The organism is Streptomyces sp. NPDC004752 (assembly GCF_053601275.1).
Genome location: NZ_JBSGBN010000085.1, coordinates 24281 through 42120 on the forward strand (window position 1 = coordinate 24281; position 17840 = coordinate 42120).

Annotated in this window: 21 protein-coding genes and 1 tRNA gene; 17 read left to right on the plus strand and 5 right to left on the minus strand. The window is 71.9% G+C overall.

Annotation, left to right across the window (positions count from 1 at the left end; genetic code table 11):
* Positions 1-172: 172 nt before the first annotated feature.
* From ACWEKM_RS30050 to ACWEKM_RS30060, 3 genes are all read right to left on the minus strand, one after another.
* A complete protein-coding gene (locus ACWEKM_RS30050) occupies positions 173-793 on the minus strand; it encodes a class F sortase (protein ID WP_451624404.1) in 621 nt (206 codons plus the stop codon).
* The gene (locus ACWEKM_RS30055) at positions 790-1233 is read right to left on the minus strand and encodes a sortase-dependent protein (protein WP_451624405.1); all 444 of its coding nucleotides are present in this window, start codon (positions 1231-1233) and stop codon (positions 790-792) included. Before ACWEKM_RS30055 ends, ACWEKM_RS30050 begins: the two co-directional genes overlap by 4 nt.
* Positions 1234-1530: 297 nt before the next feature.
* Positions 1531-3303 (minus strand): copper resistance CopC/CopD family protein, encoded by a 1773-nt coding sequence (locus tag ACWEKM_RS30060; protein WP_451624422.1) that lies wholly within the window; start codon positions 3301-3303, stop codon positions 1531-1533.
* 144 nt (positions 3304-3447) lie between these two features.
* Here ACWEKM_RS30060 and ACWEKM_RS30065 point away from each other — a divergent pair, with 144 nt between their 5' ends.
* The 6 genes from ACWEKM_RS30065 to ACWEKM_RS30090 all read left to right on the plus strand — a co-directional run bounded on the left by ACWEKM_RS30065 (position 3448) and on the right by ACWEKM_RS30090 (position 7248).
* The gene (locus ACWEKM_RS30065; protein ID WP_451624406.1) at positions 3448-3606 is read left to right on the plus strand and encodes a hypothetical protein; all 159 of its coding nucleotides are present in this window, start codon (positions 3448-3450) and stop codon (positions 3604-3606) included.
* A gap of 303 nt (positions 3607-3909) precedes the next feature.
* Complete coding sequence (locus ACWEKM_RS30070) at positions 3910-4512, plus strand: HhH-GPD-type base excision DNA repair protein (RefSeq protein ID WP_451624407.1); 603 nt, start codon at positions 3910-3912, stop codon at positions 4510-4512.
* A 60-nt stretch (positions 4513-4572) separates the two neighbouring features.
* Positions 4573-5241: an HdeD family acid-resistance protein gene (locus ACWEKM_RS30075; RefSeq protein ID WP_451624408.1), complete on the plus strand. Its 669-nt coding sequence runs from the start codon at positions 4573-4575 to the stop codon at positions 5239-5241.
* 121 nt (positions 5242-5362) lie between these two features.
* The gene (locus tag ACWEKM_RS30080; protein ID WP_451624409.1) at positions 5363-5554 is read left to right on the plus strand and encodes a YegP family protein; all 192 of its coding nucleotides are present in this window, start codon (positions 5363-5365) and stop codon (positions 5552-5554) included.
* Positions 5555-6035: 481 nt separating this feature from the next.
* Positions 6036-6332: a type II toxin-antitoxin system VapB family antitoxin gene (locus ACWEKM_RS30085; RefSeq protein WP_003955420.1), complete on the plus strand. Its 297-nt coding sequence runs from the start codon at positions 6036-6038 to the stop codon at positions 6330-6332.
* 274 nt (positions 6333-6606) lie between these two features.
* A complete protein-coding gene (locus ACWEKM_RS30090; RefSeq protein WP_451624410.1) occupies positions 6607-7248 on the plus strand; it encodes a LytR C-terminal domain-containing protein in 642 nt (213 codons plus the stop codon).
* A 76-nt stretch (positions 7249-7324) separates the two neighbouring features.
* Here ACWEKM_RS30090 and upp read toward each other — a convergent pair whose 3' ends face one another.
* Complete coding sequence (gene upp / locus ACWEKM_RS30095) at positions 7325-7960, minus strand: uracil phosphoribosyltransferase (protein ID WP_451624411.1); 636 nt, start codon at positions 7958-7960, stop codon at positions 7325-7327.
* A 251-nt stretch (positions 7961-8211) separates the two neighbouring features.
* On the opposite strand from upp, the gene ACWEKM_RS30100 reads away from it, so the two are divergent.
* The 9 genes from ACWEKM_RS30100 (at position 8212) to ACWEKM_RS30140 (ending at position 13742) form a co-directional block, all read left to right on the plus strand.
* Positions 8212-8430, plus strand: a complete 219-nt coding sequence (locus ACWEKM_RS30100) for a hypothetical protein (protein ID WP_451624423.1) — start codon at positions 8212-8214, stop codon at positions 8428-8430.
* A 299-nt stretch (positions 8431-8729) separates the two neighbouring features.
* Positions 8730-9263, plus strand: coding sequence for a tRNA adenosine deaminase-associated protein (locus ACWEKM_RS30105; RefSeq protein WP_451624412.1), 534 nt, complete (start codon positions 8730-8732; stop codon positions 9261-9263).
* A gap of 62 nt (positions 9264-9325) precedes the next feature.
* Positions 9326-9757, plus strand: a complete 432-nt coding sequence (tadA, locus tag ACWEKM_RS30110; RefSeq protein WP_451624413.1) for a tRNA adenosine(34) deaminase TadA — start codon at positions 9326-9328, stop codon at positions 9755-9757.
* A gap of 45 nt (positions 9758-9802) precedes the next feature.
* Positions 9803-9887, plus strand: a tRNA-Ser gene (locus ACWEKM_RS30115).
* A 312-nt stretch (positions 9888-10199) separates the two neighbouring features.
* On the plus strand, positions 10200-10379 hold the full coding sequence (locus ACWEKM_RS30120) for a hypothetical protein (RefSeq protein ID WP_451624424.1): 180 nt from the start codon (positions 10200-10202) through the stop codon (positions 10377-10379).
* Positions 10380-10389: 10 nt separating this feature from the next.
* A complete protein-coding gene (locus ACWEKM_RS30125; RefSeq protein WP_451624414.1) occupies positions 10390-10683 on the plus strand; it encodes a Dabb family protein in 294 nt (97 codons plus the stop codon).
* 171 nt (positions 10684-10854) lie between these two features.
* The gene (locus tag ACWEKM_RS30130) at positions 10855-11694 is read left to right on the plus strand and encodes an RNA polymerase sigma factor SigF (protein WP_451624425.1); all 840 of its coding nucleotides are present in this window, start codon (positions 10855-10857) and stop codon (positions 11692-11694) included.
* Positions 11695-12010: 316 nt separating this feature from the next.
* Positions 12011-12916: an RNA polymerase sigma factor SigF gene (locus ACWEKM_RS30135; protein WP_451624415.1), complete on the plus strand. Its 906-nt coding sequence runs from the start codon at positions 12011-12013 to the stop codon at positions 12914-12916.
* Positions 12917-13556: 640 nt separating this feature from the next.
* Entirely contained in the window at positions 13557-13742 is a 186-nt protein-coding gene (locus ACWEKM_RS30140) for a hypothetical protein (RefSeq protein WP_451624416.1), read from the plus strand.
* 433 nt (positions 13743-14175) lie between these two features.
* Here the strand turns inward: ACWEKM_RS30140 and ACWEKM_RS30145 are convergent, their stop codons facing one another.
* The gene (locus tag ACWEKM_RS30145; RefSeq protein WP_451624417.1) at positions 14176-14370 is read right to left on the minus strand and encodes a hypothetical protein; all 195 of its coding nucleotides are present in this window, start codon (positions 14368-14370) and stop codon (positions 14176-14178) included.
* A 286-nt stretch (positions 14371-14656) separates the two neighbouring features.
* Here ACWEKM_RS30145 and ACWEKM_RS30150 point away from each other — a divergent pair, with 286 nt between their 5' ends.
* Both ACWEKM_RS30150 and ACWEKM_RS30155 read left to right on the plus strand, forming a co-directional pair.
* Positions 14657-15184: a MarR family winged helix-turn-helix transcriptional regulator gene (locus tag ACWEKM_RS30150; protein WP_451624418.1), complete on the plus strand. Its 528-nt coding sequence runs from the start codon at positions 14657-14659 to the stop codon at positions 15182-15184.
* Positions 15185-15216: 32 nt separating this feature from the next.
* Positions 15217-17724 carry an MFS transporter gene (locus tag ACWEKM_RS30155; RefSeq protein ID WP_451624419.1) on the plus strand — a complete coding sequence of 836 codons (2508 nt, stop codon included), beginning with the start codon at positions 15217-15219 and terminating at the stop codon, positions 17722-17724.
* Positions 17725-17840 lie beyond the last annotated feature (116 nt).

The window sequence follows — 17840 nt, forward strand, 5'->3', positions numbered from 1 at the left end:
GTCCGAAGTCCGGTTGGCGGGGCCGGTGTCCCGGGCGCCGGGTTTCGGGGTCCCGGGTGCCGGAACCCGTGTCCCGGGGCCGGCCGGATGCCCGGTGCCGGGGCCCGTGTCCCGGGTGCCGGGGCCGGCCGGATGCCGGGTGCCGGGTTTCGGGTTCCGCCGGGCCGACGGATCAGGGGGCGGTGCCGCTCAGCGCGGCGAAGACGATCACGTTGTCCAGGTAGCCGTCACCGGTGTGCGGGCCGCCGCAGGTGATGAGCCGCACCTCGGGCCGGGCCACGTCCCCGTAGACCTCGTCGGCCGGGAACTCCGCCTTGGCGACCGTCCGTACCCGGGTCACCGCGAACTCCGCCCGCGCGCCGTTCTCCAGCCGCGCCATGATCGTCTCGCCGCGGCGCAGCCGCGCCAGGTGCCGGAAGACGCCGTCGCCGTAGGCGCCGACCGTGACATGGCCGAGAATGACCGACGGCCCGACCTGACCCGGTGTCGGCGAGTGCCGGTACCAGCCAGCCCGGTCGTGCGCGGTGACCGGGGGCACCTGCACGGTGCCGTCCGCCGCGAGCCCGAGTCGCAGCAGCGGGGTGTCCACGCCGATGGCCGGGATCAGCAGCCGGACCGGGACCGACCGGGCGAGCGGGCGCGGCGCGGCTCCCGTACCCGTCGGGGTCGCCGCGCTGCCCCCTTTACTCCCCCGGGCCGTGGTCGCGGCCGGCCGGTCCGTTCGGCCGCCGCAGCCGGTGAGCAGCGTGGCCAGCCCCGCGGCGGCGAAACCGCGCCTGGAGAGCGGGGTCATGCCCCGGCGGTCCCGGCCGCCCGCCGACGGCGTACGACGAAGACCGCCCCGCCGGCCGCGACGAGAACCGCGGCGGCGCCCCCGCCGAGCAGCCCGGCCGAGGAACCGGACCCCTCGGACGGCGCGGTCACCCCGGTGTCGGGCGCGCCCTCCGGCACGACCGAGACCTGGCCCCGGGACGGCGCCCGGGTCTCCGCGATGCCCGGCACGCGGCTGGGCACCGGCTTCGGCGCCTTGGTCGGCTCGGTAGCGGGGGTGGCGACGGGATTGGCGGGGGTGGCGACCCTGGTCGGCTCAGTGGCGGGGGTGGCGACGGGGTTGGCCGGGGTGGCGGCCCTGGTCGGCTCGGAGGGGGTCGTCCCGTCGGCGAACGCGGGCGCGGTGCCCGCCAGCACGGCGGTGCACGCGAGTGTCATGACGCTCAGGACAATTCGGCGCATCGGATCGCTCTCCTTCGTCTTGGCCCGCTGGTCGACGGGCGGTTACGGATCGAGCGAAGAGACGACACGGCACGACACCGGGTTGTAAAGAACAGGCAAAGCCCGAGAAGCCCGGACAGCCGCCACCGGACTGCGCCCCACAGGGGCGCGGGGCTGTGTCGGGGGCTGTGCTGTGTCGGTGCTGTGCTGTGTCGGGGGCTGTGTATCGATGTGCGGCTATCGATGTGCGGCTCCGCCGCGATGGGGTCCCCCTGTGCGAGCGAAGCCGAGAACGCCCCCACCCAGCCCGCCGAACGCTCACCGAGTGACCCGCACGCCGTGCGTCACCGTCACCTGGTCCAGTTCCGACACCCGGACCGTCACCTTCATCGTCCAGGTGCCGGGGATGGGCAGGTTGAGGGAGTTGGTGCCCCAATAGCCGCCCAGGTCGGTGACCTTGGCATCGACCGGGCCGATCCGCTGGGCGGGCAGGGTGAAGGAGAGCCGTAGTTCCGGAACGGTGGACAGCCCGCCGTCGGGTCCGAACACCACGGCCTGCACGGAGGTTTGGCCGACCCGGCCGGGATCCAGCGTGACCTGCACACTGCCCCGCGCGGTGCCGATGGTGAAGGGGACCGTCGTGACGGACGCGGCCGGAATGTCGGTCGCCGGTGCCGCCGCCGCGGCCTCGGCCGCCGCACGGCCCGGCGAGGTGCCGGTCAGCACGGTGGTGAGCCCCAGCACCACGACGCCCACGGCCGCTTCGGCGAGCACGGACCGGCGCAGCGCACGGCGGTCCGGTTCCGGGGCGGACGGTCCCTCCCCGGCCGGCGGAACGGGCGAGCAGTCCTCCAGGGGCGGCTGCGGGCGGGACGGCGGACCGCCGACCGGCTCCGGCACCCGCTCCGGTACGGCCTCGGCCACCCCCGCCGGCACCGGCCGCGCGGTCAACTGCCGGGACCGGCCGGCCGCGGCCAGCAGCAGTGCCACCGCCGCCAGTTTGGCGACCAGGATCCGGCCGTACGACGTGCCGGTGAGCGCCTCCCAGGAGCCGAGGCCGCGCCAGGACTGGTAGACGCCGGTGCCGACCAGGACGGTCACGGCGGCGAAGGCCAGCCGGGAGAAGCGGACGACCACGGTCGCCGGTACCGTCGCCGGTACCTCGTCCGGGGCCCGGTACAACGTCATGAGCAGGGCCGCCAGGCCGCCCAGCCAGACCCCCGTGGCCAGCAGGTGCAGCACGGACGAGGCCATCGCCTGCGGCACCTGGATGCCGGCGGAGGCATGGTCGGCCGCCGCCCAGGTCAGCGCCAGCGCGACGGCGAGCACGGCCCCCGCCGCGAGCGCCGCGCGGGAGCGCCGCCGCAGCCGCACGAGCAGCACACCGGCGACGAGCAGCAGCGCGAGCCGGGCCAGCAGGGCGAGTCCCGGACGGCTCGTGGCCGTGCGGGACAGCGCCGAGGGGTCCAGGACCGCCGCCGGGCCGGTGCCCGCCTCGTACGGCGCGCGCAGCACGAGGAGGACCACGGTGGCGGCGACCAGGGCCCACCAGGCCGCCACGACCGTGCGGCGCAGCCGTCCGGGGTCCGGCGGCCGACAGACGGCAACGAACGTCAGGGCTCCGACGAGCAAAGCGAAGGCGAGGTAGGCGGCGTAGCGGGCGGTGCCGTAGAGGCCGCCGGTGACGGGGTCCTCGTCGGGTCCGTCGGGCACGGTCACCGTGGTCGGGGAGGGCCTGCCTATGGAGAAGGTGAAGGCGCCGGCGATCGGGTGGCTGTCGGCCGACACGACCCGCCAGGCCACGGTGAAGGTGCCGGTGCCCAGCCCGTCCGGCAGGCTCACCCGGGCCGTGTCGGAGCGGCCGGGCGCATGCCGGGCCTCGCCGGTGGCGACCCGGCGGTTGCCCGGGTCGTACACCCGGAAGGAATCGTCGAGCAGGCCGACGGACTCGGTGAAGGTCAGGGTGATGTGCCGGGGGGCGGACGCGACGACGCCGCCGTCGGCCGGGTCGGTGCCGCGCAGGGCGGCGTGCGCCGAGGCGGGGGCCGCCCCGCCGAGCAGGAGCAGGCCCAGCACGGCGCCCAGCACCACCAGTCTGCGCAGTCGCCGGGTGCCCCGTCGGCTGCCGCCGCGCTCCTCGCCCACGTCACCGCTCCGTCTTCGGGATCACGTGCTCTGCGATACGTACGGACGGGCCGCCCACCGCACTCACCGTGCGGACCATGTTCGCGCACGGTGAGTACGGGGGGGTCCGTCGGGCGCCGCCCTCCCTCCCGTCTCGTCGCGATCGGCGGCCCCGCCTCGCTGTCCGCGATCGGCTCCCCGCTCGGCGCGCTCGCTCCGGCCTCGGTGGCCCGGGCCCTCCGGTTCGAGGGGGGCGAGCGGGATGCCTAGGTCGCGGCAGGGGGGACACGGACTCCCCTACCGCGCCGACCCGTCCCGCCACGAGATCCGTCGGGCCCCGCCGCGCCGCGGGCACCCGCCTGGTCGCACGGGTGCGGGCGGTAACTGCCCGCGCTGCCCGCGAACATCCCGCACCCGAGCGGGTGCATCGCCCCCGCCCCGGCGACCACCCGGCCCCTGTCGTCGTACGCGCGCCGGGAGCCGGGCGGCCGGGAACGGGGCATCCCACGGCGGCGGGTGCACGCGCCGGGCCGCCGGCGCGCGCCCTGAGCCGGGCCGCGGGACCATCGACCCATGGACGTCACGCTGCACCTCGCCCAGGACCCCGAGGCCGACGCGCTGCTCGGCCGCAGTCCGCTCGCCGCGCTGACCGGCATGCTGCTGGACCAGCAGATCCCGATGGAGTGGGCGTTCCAGGGGCCGGCGACCATCGCGGGCCGGCTCGGCACCGACGACCTGGACGCGCACGAGATCGCCGCCCAGGACCCCGAGGAATTCGCCGCGCTGCTCTCCGAGGAACCGGCGGTACACCGCTATCCCGGGTCCATGGCCCAGAGGATCCAGCAACTGTGCCAGTACCTGGTCGAGCACTACGACGGGGACGCCGAGGCCGTCTGGCGGGACGTCGACAGCGGGGCCGAGCTGCTGAAACGCCTGGAGGGGCTGCCCGGGTTCGGCAGGCAGAAGGCCCAGATCTTCCTGGCGCTGCTCGGCAAGCAGCTCGGTGTGCGGCCCATGGGCTGGCGCGAGGCCGCCGGGGCGTACGGCGAGGCGAAGTCCTACCGGTCCGTCGCCGACATCACCGGGCCCGCCTCGCTGGCCAAGGTGCGCGCGTACAAGCAGGAGCTGAAGGCGACAGCGAAGGCGGCCAAGGCGGCGAAGACCGCCGGGACGTAGCGTCAGCCGGGTGGCCCGTCCCGGGTGGCGGGCCGCTCGGGGCCGGACCCAGCATGGAGCATGACCGAGCCACCGAGCAGCGGCTCCGGCTGGGGCCCCGAGTACGACGACCGCAAGGTCCACGCTGCCCACCCGCCGACCGGCCGCCACGAGCCCGAACCCCCCTTCGAGGGACCGCTGCACGCCCTGTCCCGAGCCGCCTGGCAGGTGGTCCTGCTCACCGGGATCGCCTCGTTGATCCTGGGCGTCCTGGTGCTGGTCTGGCCCGGTGCCTCGCTGCTCGCCGCCGGTGTCTTCTTCGGCGTCTATCTGCTGATCAGCGGCGTCTTCCAGCTGTTCGCGGCGTTCGGCACGCACAAGGCGACCTCGCTGCGGGTGCTCGCCTTCATCAGCGGCGCCCTGTCGATCGTGCTGGGTCTGTTCTGCTTCCGCGGCCCCATGCAGTCGATCCTGCTGCTCGCCCTGTGGATCGGCATCGGCTGGCTGATCCGCGGCATCACCCAGACCCTGGCCGCCGCCTCCGACGGCGCCATGCCCGCGCGGGGCTGGCAGATCTTCCTCGGCATCGTCACCTTCGTCGCCGGGATCGTGCTGATCGTCTCGCCGTTCACGTCGATCGCCGTGCTCACCCTGGTCGGCGGCATCTGGCTGGTCGCGGTCGGCATCGTCGAGATCTTCACGTCCGTCCGGATCCACGGCCATGCCCGCCAGGTGCCCCGCGCCGTGTGACACCGCTCACCGTCCCGGCGACCGGGCCCTCACCTCGTCCCTGCCACGCTCCGCCGAGCTGCGGGAGTACACGCACCGGCTTAGCGTCGCCACAGGGGGAACGCGAGAGAGGTGGCACGTCATGGCGGGCAAGTTCGAGATCTACAAGGACAAAGCAGACAAGTACCGGTTCCGGCTCAAGGCGGGTAACGGCGAGATCATCGCCGTGGGCGAAGCGTACGAGAGCAAGGCGTCCTGCCTGCACGGCATAGAGTCCGTGAAGGCCAACGCCCCCAGCGCTCCCGTGGTCGAGAAGGAACAGACGACGGCCTGACGGCCCGCTCATCGACGCCCCGCCGGTTCCACCTCGGCGGGGCGTCGGCCGACGCAGGGCTTACCGGTACGGCAGGCCCGCACGGACGCCTCGTCGTCGCCCTGCGCTCGAATCCCGCGACCCTGAAGCCGCTTGCCGATGTCGGCCGCTCGCGGCCCCGGCACAGGCGGACGGGGTGGCCGAAGAGCCGACCGTGAACGGTGTGCGGGAGTCACGGGAACCTGGCACCGCCCGTCCCACAGCAGGACGCCCGGGTCCGGCGCCGGGTCGGCGGAGGCGTACCCGGCGGCGATCTCCAGGGCCTCCCGCGGCAGGGCGAACGCACTCCCGCGGGTCTCGGGGCGCCGGCCGGCCGTGCGGCCTCGCCGTCACTCGTCCCGAACCCCTGCTCCCCGTATGCCCTGGTTTATTACGTCTTTTCCGGCCTCGCACTCCGTCGTGACGGCTGCGCCCGGAACATGTTGACCGGTAGGCTTTCCGTGTGATCTTCAAGCGCATCGGAAACGGCCGGCCGTACCCCGACCACGGCCGGGAGAGCACCCGGCAGTGGGCGGACGTCGCACCGCGCCCGGTCCGCCTCGATCAGCTCGTGACGACCAAGGGCCAGCTCGACCTGGAGACCCTCCTCGCCGAGGACTCGACCTTCTACGGCGACCTCTTCGCGCACGTCGTGAAGTGGCAGGGCGACCTCTACCTGGAGGACGGCCTGCACCGCGCCGTCCGCGCGGCCCTGCAGCAGCGCCAGGTGCTGCACGCGCGCGTGCTCGAACTGGGCTGACCCCCGCGGACCGCCCCCGGCGATCCGCGCGGAACACTGCGGTCCCCCGCGGACCGCATCGGCGAGCACACCCGTGGCCCCACCGCGCCCCTTTCGGTCACACCACCGGACGCACCGGACGCACTGGATTCGCCGAACTCGCCCGACTCGCCGGGCATCCACCGGAGACCTATCGGACATATCCGGGTCGTCCGTTGACCCTTTCGGGTTCTCCTGCGCGGCATCGAATGATCATCTAGTAGGCACGGCCGCCCAGGCGCACTACGCTGCGGCCATGAGCATGCTGACTCCCCCCGGCATGGGCGGCAAGTACCGGATCACGGGGGACAAGTACCCGAGGATGCGCCCTCCCCGGCGGCGCGGCAGGCTCGTGTTCGGGCTGGTGGCCTCGGTCGCCGCGCTCGGCCTGATCGGCTGGGGGACCCTGCAGCTCATCGACGTCTTCACCGGCGGCGGCGGCAAGAAGGCATCGGTCGGCTCCGCCTCGGACTGCCCCACCGGGTCCGACGCCTCCCCGAGCCCGGCCGCGGCACCACCCCGGCCCGGGACGATCACCGTCAACGTCTACAACGCCACCCCCCGCACCGGCCTCGCCAAGGCCACCGCGGACGAGCTGAAGAAGCGCGGCTTCAAGATCGGCGAGGTCGGCAACGCGCCGGCCCGGTTCGACCAGAAGATCAAGGGCACCGGCATCCTGATCGGTCCCGGCTCCGCGCTGAACACCTCGCTGCCCGTCCTCGCCACCCAGCTCGGCAGCGCCGAACGCCGCACCGACGCCGGCCGCAAGGGCACCGCCCTCGACCTCGTCCTCGGCACCGGCTTCCAGAGCCTCGCCAAGCCGGCGGACGCCGACAAGGCGCTGGCCGCGCTGAACGCGCCCGAGCAGGCGTCCGACGCGTCGAAGAAGGACTGCTGAGGACTGCTGAGGCCGTCCGTACGTCGGCCTGGGCTGCCCCGTACGCCGGCCTGGACTGCCGACGGCCGTACGCCGCCTACTCGGCCGCCCCGTACAGCCGGTCCCCCGCGTCTCCGAGGCCGGGGACGATGTAACCCTGCCCGTTGAGGTGGTCGTCGACCGCGGCCGTGACGACCGTGACCGGGGTGCCCGCCAGTTCGCGCTCCATCACCTCGACGCCCTCCGGGGCCGCGAGCAGGACCACGGCGGTCACGTCGTCGGCACCGCGCCTGATCAGCTCCCGTATCGCCGCGACCAGGGTGCCGCCGGTGGCGAGCATCGGGTCCAGGACGTACACCTGACGGCCGGAGAGGTCCTCCGGCATCCGGGTGGCGTACGTGGAGGCCAGCAGCGTCTCCTCGTTGCGGATCATGCCGAGGAAGCCCACCTCGGCGGTCGGCAGCAGCCGGACCATGCCGTCCAGCATGCCGAGCCCGGCGCGCAGGATCGGCACCACCAGCGGGCGCGGGTGGGACAGTTTGACGCCGGTGGTCGTGGCCACCGGCGTCGTGATGTCGACCTGCTCGGTGCGGACGTCCCGCGTGGCCTCGTAGGCGAGCAGGGTGACCAGTTCGTCGGCGAGCCGCCGGAAGGTCGCGGAGTCGGTGCGCTGGTCGCGCAGCGTGGTGAGCTTGTGGGCGACCAGGGGGTGGTCGACGACGTGGAGACGCATGCGCATAACAGTAGCCGCGCTTCCGCGCAGCTCGCGCTGGCATCAAACCGCCCGTCCGGGGGAAAGTGGGAGAGGCCGACCGGGGTGGTGAACCGATGTCTGAGCGGCCCGACCGCACACCGGACACGTCCGGCGTGTCCAGCGACACCGGCATGTCCGACAACCGCGATATATCCGATGGCCCCGGCGTGTCCAATAGTTCCGGAGTATCCGACGGCTCCGACGCGGCCGACGGTTCAGGCAACCCAGGCGTGCTCGATGGCCCCGACGCGTTCGACGGCCCCGGCGCGGCGGAGGCGACCGGCACTAGCGCGTCCGAGCCGGAGAGCGACGCCGAGCGCAGGCGCCGCCGGGCCCGGTTCCTGCACGAATTGGCCGAGGCGCGCGAGCTGCGCGACCGCGTCCAGCCGAGGCGCGCAAAAGCGGCCAGACTCCGGCACGCGCTGCGCATGCGCGCCTTCCGCTGGTAGGGAAGACCGGCGGTCGCCCGTGCGTTGCGGGCGAGGGCGTGCGTGAGCGTCCCCGAAAGCCGCGTACGATCCGCAGGTGGCGGCAACGAGTGCGCTGGTGATTCCTTGACCGACGTTCGGATGCGACTTTGCATACGCGCGATCAAAACTGCCAGACACAGGGAGCCGAAGACGTCCCCCTAGCGCTCTGTTTCTGCCACGATTCCGAGTGGGTGGGGCTCGGAGCCCAGCTCTCCCCGCCCAGAACCTCCGCCGGGGGAACCTCAACCGGCACGCCTAAGACCAGTGGGAGAGTCACGGTGTACTTCGCCGCACTGCTCGCGCGCACCGAAGACGGGTGGGAAGCGAGCGACACAGAGCTCGACGATGTGGAAACCCTGTCGGATCTGGCCGACCTGGCTCGGGAAACCTCTCCCGAGGAGGACACGGTGCTCGTTCTGATCGAGCAGGAGGACGCGTGGTTCGGCGTCGTCCGCGTGGACGGCGAGGACGACCCTCGCATCTACGTCTCCGATGCCGCCGCCGCTGCCCGCAGCGCCTACGGCGAACTCCTGCTCACCGATGAACTGCTCGGCCGCGAACCCGGCTCGGACGGCCCCGACCTGGACTCCCTGAACCTCGACGGCACGGAGGACGGTGAGTCCGAGGAGCAGGACGACGACGAGGACGGCCCGGCCGCCGACGCGGTGACCCACGGTCCGGTGGGCGACAGCGAGATCCTGGAGGACCTCGGCGTCGGCGAGAAGGAGCTGCGCGCCCTGGACGCGGAGGACGCGCTGGGCGCGATCGCCGATGCACTGGGCGCCTCGGAGGTGCTGGAGACCGTCCGCTGACCGCCTCACCCACCGGCACCGGGCGGACCCCGGATCCGGTACGCGACCGCTGGCGGGCCGCGATGCGGCTCGCCCTGGACGAGGCCGAGCGGGCCGTCCCGGGCGGGGACGTCCCCGTCGGCGCCGTCGTGCTGTCCCCGGACGGCACGACGGTGCTCGCGAGCGGCCACAACGAACGCGAGGCCACCGGCGACCCCACGGCCCACGCGGAGATTCTCGCGCTCCGGCGGGCCGCCGCCTCGCTGGGCGCCTGGCGGCTGACGGGATGCACCCTCGTGGTCACGCTGGAGCCCTGCACGATGTGCGCGGGCGCCCTCGTGCAGTCCCGCGTCGACCGTGTCGTCTACGGCGCCCGCGACGAGAAGGCGGGCGCGGCCGGTTCCCTCTGGGACCTCGTGCGCGACCGACGACTCAACCACCGGCCCGAGGTCGTCGAGGGCGTCCTGGCCGAGGACTGCGCGCGGCTCCTCACCGCGTTCTTCCGGGACCGCTGAATACCGATTTCAGACCGTGACCCCCGGTGCTGTAAGGTCTCCCTCGGTAGCGTGTCCGAGCGGCCGAAGGAGCTCGCCTCGAAAGCGAGTGTGGCGCAAGTCACCGAGGGTTCAAATCCCTCCGCTACCGCCGAAGAAGGGCCCCGTCGAGCGACGGGGCCCTTCGCGCGTGCCGGGGCGGGAGCGGCGCGGGCTCACGCAAGAAGAACGACACGGGCGCACCCGGGAGGGAGGGGCGACTCGGGCGTGCGGAAACCGCGGACGCGCACGCATACGCGCACGCGAAGACCGGATCCCAGTGGGGCGAGGAGTGTCCCCGGTCTTGTGGAGTCGGCAAAAAACTTCGGCCCGCGGGCCGTTGGTCACCGCGGAACGCGTGAAGGTTACACTCGCCGCCGGCGGCAGGGGGCCCGACCGGGCACATAGTGACAGGGGAGGCGCGGTGGCGGTGAACGCCAAAAGGATCGCCATATTCGTGCTCGTGGTCTTCGTGGTGTACGTGATCATCACGGATCCGGCCAAAGCCGCGGACTATGTCCAGATAGGCTTCGAGGGCATATCGGACGCGGCCAAGTCCATCGGCGACTTCATGACATGGGTCGCCAACGGAGGAAAGAGCTGAGGGGAAGCCCATGATCCGCCACTTGGTCCTGTTCAGGCTCAACGAGGGCGTCGAGCGCGAAGACCCGCAGGTCGTCGAGGGCGTCGAGGCATTCCGGTCCCTGGGTGACCGAATCGAGGAACTGCGCTTCTGGGAGTGCGGCTGGAACATCTCCGACCGGCCCATCGCATACGACTTCGCGATCAACTCGGCGGTCGACGACACCGACGCCCTCAAGCGCTACCTGGAGCACCCGGCGCACCAGGCGGGCGTCGCGCTGTGGCGGGAGTTCGCCACCTGGGTGATCGCCGACTACGAGGTCTGAGCCGTACGGTCGAAACCTCGACCCCGCACCGGAATGGTGCGGGGATTTTTTGCGCCTCCTGCACCAATTCAACACTCAACACGTCGCTATGCGGTGCTTGAACACAGTGCACATGTCTTGTGATGCTATGACCGCTTTTGACGGATGAGTTGACCGATAGAAGAGGTGGCGTTGACCTTGTCGGCCCGTACTGCGCCGCCCCCGGACGGGGCTTCCGCTCCGGCCCCGAACCCGGTGCCCGAGAAGCGCCGCGGTGCCGACACCCGGGCTCTCACCCAGGTCCTCTTCGCCCAGCTCAAGGAGCTCCAGCCGGGCACGCCGGAGCACAACCGGGTGCGCGGGGCGCTCATCGAGGCCAACCTCCCGCTCGTGCGGTACGCGGCCGCCCGTTTCCGCTCCCGCAACGAGCCCATGGAGGACGTGGTCCAGGTCGGCACCATCGGCCTGATCAACGCCATCGACCGGTTCGACCCGGACCGGGGCGTGCAGTTCCCGACCTTCGCGATGCCGACGGTCGTCGGCGAGATCAAACGATACTTCCGGGACAACGTCCGCACGGTGCACGTACCGCGCCGACTGCATGAGCTGTGGGTCCAGGTCAACAGCGCGACCGAGGACCTGACCACCGCCTTCGGCCGCTCCCCGTCCACCGCCGAGATCGCCGAGCGGCTGCGCATCAGCGAGGAGGAGGTGCTCTCCTGCATCGAGGCGGGACGCTCGTACCACGCCACCTCCCTGGAGGCCGCGCAGGAGGGCGACGGGATGCCCGGCCTGCTGGACCGGATCGGCTACGAGGACCCGGCCCTGGACGGTGTCGAGCACCGCGATCTGGTCCGCCATCTGCTGGTCCAACTCCCGGAACGGGAGCAGAGAATCCTTTTGCTTCGCTACTACAGCAACCTCACCCAGTCGCAGATCAGTGCGGAACTCGGCGTCTCCCAGATGCACGTCTCGCGGCTGCTCGCGCGCAGCTTCCAGCGGTTGCGTTCGGCGAACCGGATCGAGGCGTGATCGAGGCGTGATCGAGGCGTAACCGCCGCCGAACCACTCCGGCGCACAACCGAATGCGGGATCGATCGATCACCGGCCCGAGCGAATCGCTCGCCAGGGCGGTTCCCGGCATCCGCACGCCCACGAGCCGTCAGACCCCCTCCTTCCTGGGCTGATTCGCATCTTGCATGTCGACATGTCACTACAGCGTGTTGCCGACATGTGACATTCTGCGGGAAGCGCGTTTGCCGTGGCTCCGGCTCCGGTATTCAGGTGAAGGTTGCGTTCCTCGCAGGAGGACGCCGCCACGACCGTCCCGCGACCCAAAGGGGGTGGCATGTCCGCAGACCAGGGCAGCTCGAAGGTGCTCACGCCCGCGAAGAGCGAGGCAGCGCCCAAGGAACTTGACGCTATCGACGTGCTCGACGACGTCACGACCCTTGAGACCGCGCCGGCCCCGGCCGTCCCGGCCGGCTCGGAGGCCATCGACACCCGCACCCTGTCCCGCTCCCTGTTCCTGCGGCTCGCCGCACTCGACGAGGACAGCCCCGAGCGTGCCTACGTCCGGGACACCCTCATCGAACTCAACCTCCCGCTCGTGCGGTACGCGGCGGCCCGCTTCCGCTCCCGCAACGAGCCGATGGAGGACATCGTCCAGGTCGGCACCATCGGCCTGATCAAGGCCATCGACCGCTTCGACTGCGAACGCGGCGTCGAATTCCCGACGTTCGCGATGCCGACGGTCGTGGGCGAGATCAAACGCTTCTTCCGCGACACCTCGTGGTCGGTGCGGGTCCCGCGGCGGCTCCAGGAGCTGCGGCTGGCGCTCACGAAGGCCAGCGACGAGCTGTCCCAGAAGCTGGACCGCTCCCCGACCGTCACCGAACTCGCCGCGGTCCTGGGCGTGTCGGAGGAGGACGTGGTCGACGGTCTGGCCGTGGGCAACGCCTACACGGCCTCGTCCCTGGACTCCCCGGCCCCCGAGGACGACGGCGGCGAGGGCTCCCTGGCCGACCGCCTCGGCTACGAGGACAGCGCCCTTGAGGGCGTCGAGTACCGCGAGTCCCTGAAGCCGCTGCTGGCCAAACTCCCGCCCCGCGAGCGCCGGATCATCATGCTCCGCTTCTTCGCGAACATGACCCAGTCCCAGATCGGCGAGGAGGTCGGCATCTCCCAGATGCATGTCTCCCGCCTGCTGACCCGGACCCTGGCACAGCTCCGCGAGGGCCTGATCTCGGACTGAGCCCGGTCCGATCTCGGACTGAATCCGGCTTCCGGGCCTCCTTCCGCCGTCCCTTCCCTCTTGACGGACCGTCAGTAACACTGGCGGCCCCGGTGCTGGGAACTGGGACGGGCACGGAGCCCGGGACCGGAGTCGGCCAAAAATCCTGGACGGGCCGGACTCATGGCCGCCGAGGCGCCGTTGCGGCAGCGTCGGCGGCCGTCGTCGTCCTGGGCGGGGTGCCGACCTTGCACGGACGAAGCGGCGGATGCGGCGGTTACGTCGCCGTAGGGGCGCCCGGAGCCTCTCCTACGGGGCTGAGGCCGAACGCTCCGGTAACGCTGACGCCGCTCGACGGGTCGCCCGAGGCGGACGACAACCCTCCGGCCGCCGGGCCGACTTCGGGGCCGCGGCCCGACCGCCGGACGCCGGACACCCGCGGCGGCGGGGACGGAGCCGCCGACGGAGACGGCGATGGCGACGGCGGGCCGACACCGGGCATGCCCGCCACGGCCACGGGCTCCGGGCCGACCGGACGACACCAGCCGAATCACCGGCTCCGACCGCACCACCCGCGACGGGCGACACGGCACCGGCGTCCCTCGCCCCCGCCTGGGACGACCCGGTGCGGGAGGCCACGGAGCAGCGATGGTGCGAGAAGGTGACGGTCACTTTCCACAACACCGGTGGCACACCGGTCCGTTCGGCAACGGTGACCTTCGGCACGCACCTCATCGATACGCTCGGCATCGACTGGGCGACGGTGGAGTCCACTCAGGAACTCCCGGCGCCGCTCCGCCCCGGCGCGGACGAGGACCACGCCCGGACGGTGCGCGTCGACGCCTGACGGGTGCCGCTCAGCAGGCGCATCGAGACCCACGCGGGACGTGTCGGTCGCCTGGAGGTGACGACCGCCGACGGGCGGCGTACGGCGCGGTCGGCGTGCGGCGCGGGCCGCTCAGCCGACGGTCGGTGCAGGCGCACAGCCGACGGTCCGTACGGGCCGCTCAGCCGGCCCGGCCGCGGCCACCCGGTCGGTCTTCGTGTCCGTCTCCTACGGCGGCCCGACGTCACCCGGGACGCGATCGGCGAGGCGATCGACGCGGGCTTGCGGCATCTCGCCCTCGGGCCGTCACCCCCTGCCCCGCCGATGTCGCGCGCGGGGTCGCCGACCAGCTCATCGACGCACCGGTGCAACCGCGCCCGCCCGTCCGGCCGTTCGGCCCGTCGGGCGGGCCGGGTGAGCCGGGCGGGCGGGGCAAGCCAGGCGGCAGGCCGGGCTACTTCAGCGCCAGCCAGGCCACCGCCGCCACGATCACCACCGCCACGACGACACCGGCGATCAGGCCGATACGGGGACCGGTCGAGCCGGACGCCTGCTGCCGCCCCTGGGGGGCCTCGTCGACGAACGCGCGGAACATCTGGGTGTTGCCAGCGGGGTCGTGATTGCCCTGGGGGTTCTGGGTGTTAGCCATGGCCCGAGACCCTAGCGAAGACGGGTGGGGCCGCCCAAGTGGGGGCGCTGAAGACCCCGTACGGAATGTGTCCGCACTCCCGGCTCCGGTCCCGTCGTCACTCCCCTTCCGTCCCCTTCCCTCCCCCTTCCAGCCCCCTCCCGCCCCCGCAACCGACCCCACCTGCATATTTACGTTCGCAATACTTGCCTTTGCCAAGTTTTTGTGCGCGATACCACTGGTTTTATTTGCCTTCGGCAACCAAGCACCCGTACGGTTGCCTCAAGCAACAATTACGGGAGGTGTGATGGCTGAGCAGACGCAGTTCGCGGAGCTGGCGCGTCAGCTCAGTGCCGTCGGAGCCGTGAAACGGGACCTGGCGCGGATCCTCCCGCACGACTGCCCGAGCGGATCCGCCGCCGTGTTGACCCTGCTCGGCCGGCACGGCGACATGCGCATGAGCAAGCTCGCGGAGTTGCTCGCCGTGGACATGTCGGTGACCAGCCGACATGTCGCGCACGTCGCCGAACGTGGCTGGATCGAGCGGTCCCCGGACCCCGCCGACAAGCGCTCGCGCATCCTGCACCTCACTCCCGCGGGCAGATCGATGACGGACGAACTGGCGCGACGCAGCACCGAACTGCTGGCCGAGCGGCTCAGCGACTGGACCGACGACGAGGTCGCCCAGCTGAGCCGGCTCATGACCCGGCTCCGGGACAGCTTCGGCGACTGCCGGACCGTACCCGCCCGGCCCCACCCGTCGCAGCCCGCCGCCGCGCCCGTACGCGAAGCGACGGCCATCCCTGCACCCGGACAAACACGTAGAAGCACATAGAAGACGTGGAAGCACAGAGGAAAAGGAAGCCCATGGCAACGACCACACCAGCCGGTGTGCGGGCTCACGCCAAGCACGGGGGAGGCTCCACCGACGCTCCCATGACGCATCGGCAGATCATGGAGGCGCTCTCCGGGCTGCTGCTCGGCATGTTCGTGGCGATCCTGTCGTCCACGATCGTCTCCAACGCTCTGCCCCGCATCATCAGCGATCTCGGCGGCGGCCAGTCCGCCTACACCTGGGTGGTCACGGCCGCCCTGCTGTCGATGACCGCGACCACTCCCCTGTGGGGCAAGCTCGCAGACCTGTACAGCAAGAAGGCCCTCGTCCAGATAGCCCTGGTCATCTACGTCCTGGGCTCGGTCGTCGCCGGCCTCTCGCAGAACCCCGGCATGCTGATCGCCTGCCGTGTCGTCCAAGGCGTCGGCGTCGGCGGTCTGTCCGCCCTGGCGCAGATCGTCATGGCGGCGATGATCTCCCCGCGCGAGCGCGGCCGTTACTCCGGTTACCTCGGTGCCACCTTCGCCGTCGCCACCGTCGGCGGCCCGCTGCTCGGCGGCGTCATCACCGACACCTCGTGGCTGGGCTGGCGCTGGTGCTTCTACGTCGGCGTGCCGTTCGCGTTCATCGCGCTGATCGTGCTCCAGCGGACCCTGCACCTCCCCGTGGTGAAGCGGGACGTGAAGGTCGACTGGGGCGGCGCGTTCTTCATATCCGCCGCGGTCTCGCTGCTGCTGGTCTGGGTGACCTTCGCCGGTGACAAGTACGCCTGGCTGTCGTGGCAGACGTACACGATGGTCGGCGGCTCGCTGGTGCTCGGCGCGCTGTTCGTGATCACCGAGTCCAGGGCGAGCGAGCCGATCATCCCGCTGCGGCTGTTCCGCAACCGCACCATCACCCTCGCGTCGCTCGCCTCGCTGTTCGTCGGTATCGCGATGTTCAGCGGCACGGTCTTCTTCAGCCAGTACTTCCAGCTGGCCCGCGACAAGTCCCCGACGATGTCGGGTGTCCTGACCATCCCGATGATCGGCGGCCTGTTCGTCTCCTCCACCGTCTCCGGCCAGTTCATCACCCGCACCGGCCGCTGGAAGGCATGGCTGGTCACGGGCGGTGTGCTGGTGCCGGCCGGGCTGGGCCTGCTGGGCACCATCCGGTACGACACCGACTACTGGAAGATGGCCGTCTTCATGGCCATGCTGGGCCTCGGCATCGGCATGATGATGCAGAACCTGGTGCTGTGCACGCAGAACCAGGTGGCCCCGGCCGACCTCGGTTCGGCCAGTTCCACGGTCACCTTCTTCCGTTCCCTCGGCGGTGCGGTCGGCGTCTCCGCGCTCGGCGCGGTGATGTCCCACCGGATCACCGGCTACGTCAAGGACGGCCTCGCCGAGCTGAGCCCGAAGTACGCCAAGGGGCTGTCCGGCTCGGGTTCCACGGACTCCATCCCGGACATGAACGCCCTGCCGGCCCCGTTGCGCACGGTCATGGAGAGCGCCTACGGCCACGGCATCGCCGATGTGTTCCTGATCGCCGGCAGCCTGGCGGTCGTCGCCTTCCTCTTCACGCTGTTCATCAAGGAGGTCCCGTTGCGGACCAAGGGCGCGCTGGCGCAGGCCGCAGCCGACGAGAAGGCCCCGGCCACCGCCGTGTCGGCCACGGAGCGGGTGCCGGGCTGGGCCTCCCCGGTCGCGGCGGGCACCGAGGACGGGACGGAGGCGTCCGCCACGCGGCAGCTGACCGCCGTCGCCACGGTGCCCGCCCCGGAGCAGCCCGCCTCCGGCGGCATCCCGGTGCACGGCTTCGTCCGCGGCGCCGACAGCGCACCGGTCGCGCGGGCCGCGGTCACCCTGATCTCCCTCTCCGGCCGCCAGTTGGGCCGCTCGGTCACGCAGGCCGACGGTTCCTATGCGCTGGACGTGCCGGGCACCGGCTCATACGTCCTGATCGCCGCCGCCGACGGCTTCCAGCCGCAGGCGTCCACGATCGTGGTGCACGAGGGCCCGGTGTCGTACGACGTCCTGCTCAGCGGCACCAGCGGGCTGAGCGGTGTGGTCCGGGCGGTCGGCAGCGCGCTGCCGGTCAAGGACGCGATGGTGATCGTCACCGATGTGCGCGGCGATCTGCTGGCCACCGGGTCCACCGGCGAGCAGGGCGATTTCACCTTCGGTGAGCTGGTGCCCGGCGCGGTGACGGTCGCGGTGAACGCCGCCGGGTTCCGGCCGCGGGCGCTGCCCGTCGAGATCGGCGCCACCGGCGTCACCCGGATCGAGGTGGATCTGGAGGCGGGCGCCCGGCTCCAGGGCGTCGTCCGGGCCGGGCACGGTCCGCTGGCCGACGCCCGGGTGACCCTCGTGGACGCGGCGGGCAACGTGGTCGGCACGTCCACCACCGGACCGGACGGTGCGTACGCCTTCACCGACCTGAACTCCGGCGACTACACCGTGATCGCGACGGGCTACCCGCCGGTGGCGACGGCCCTGACGGTGCAGGGCGCCGGGGCCGACGGGCATGACATCGAACTCGCCCACCCCGGCGAGTAGTCCGGCACCCGGCCCGGGGGGGGGGGGGGGGGGCGGGGGGGGGGGGCCCCGCCCCCCCCGCCCCCCCACAAAAAACAATTAAATTATTTATTTTATTATCACAGAATAAAAAAAAA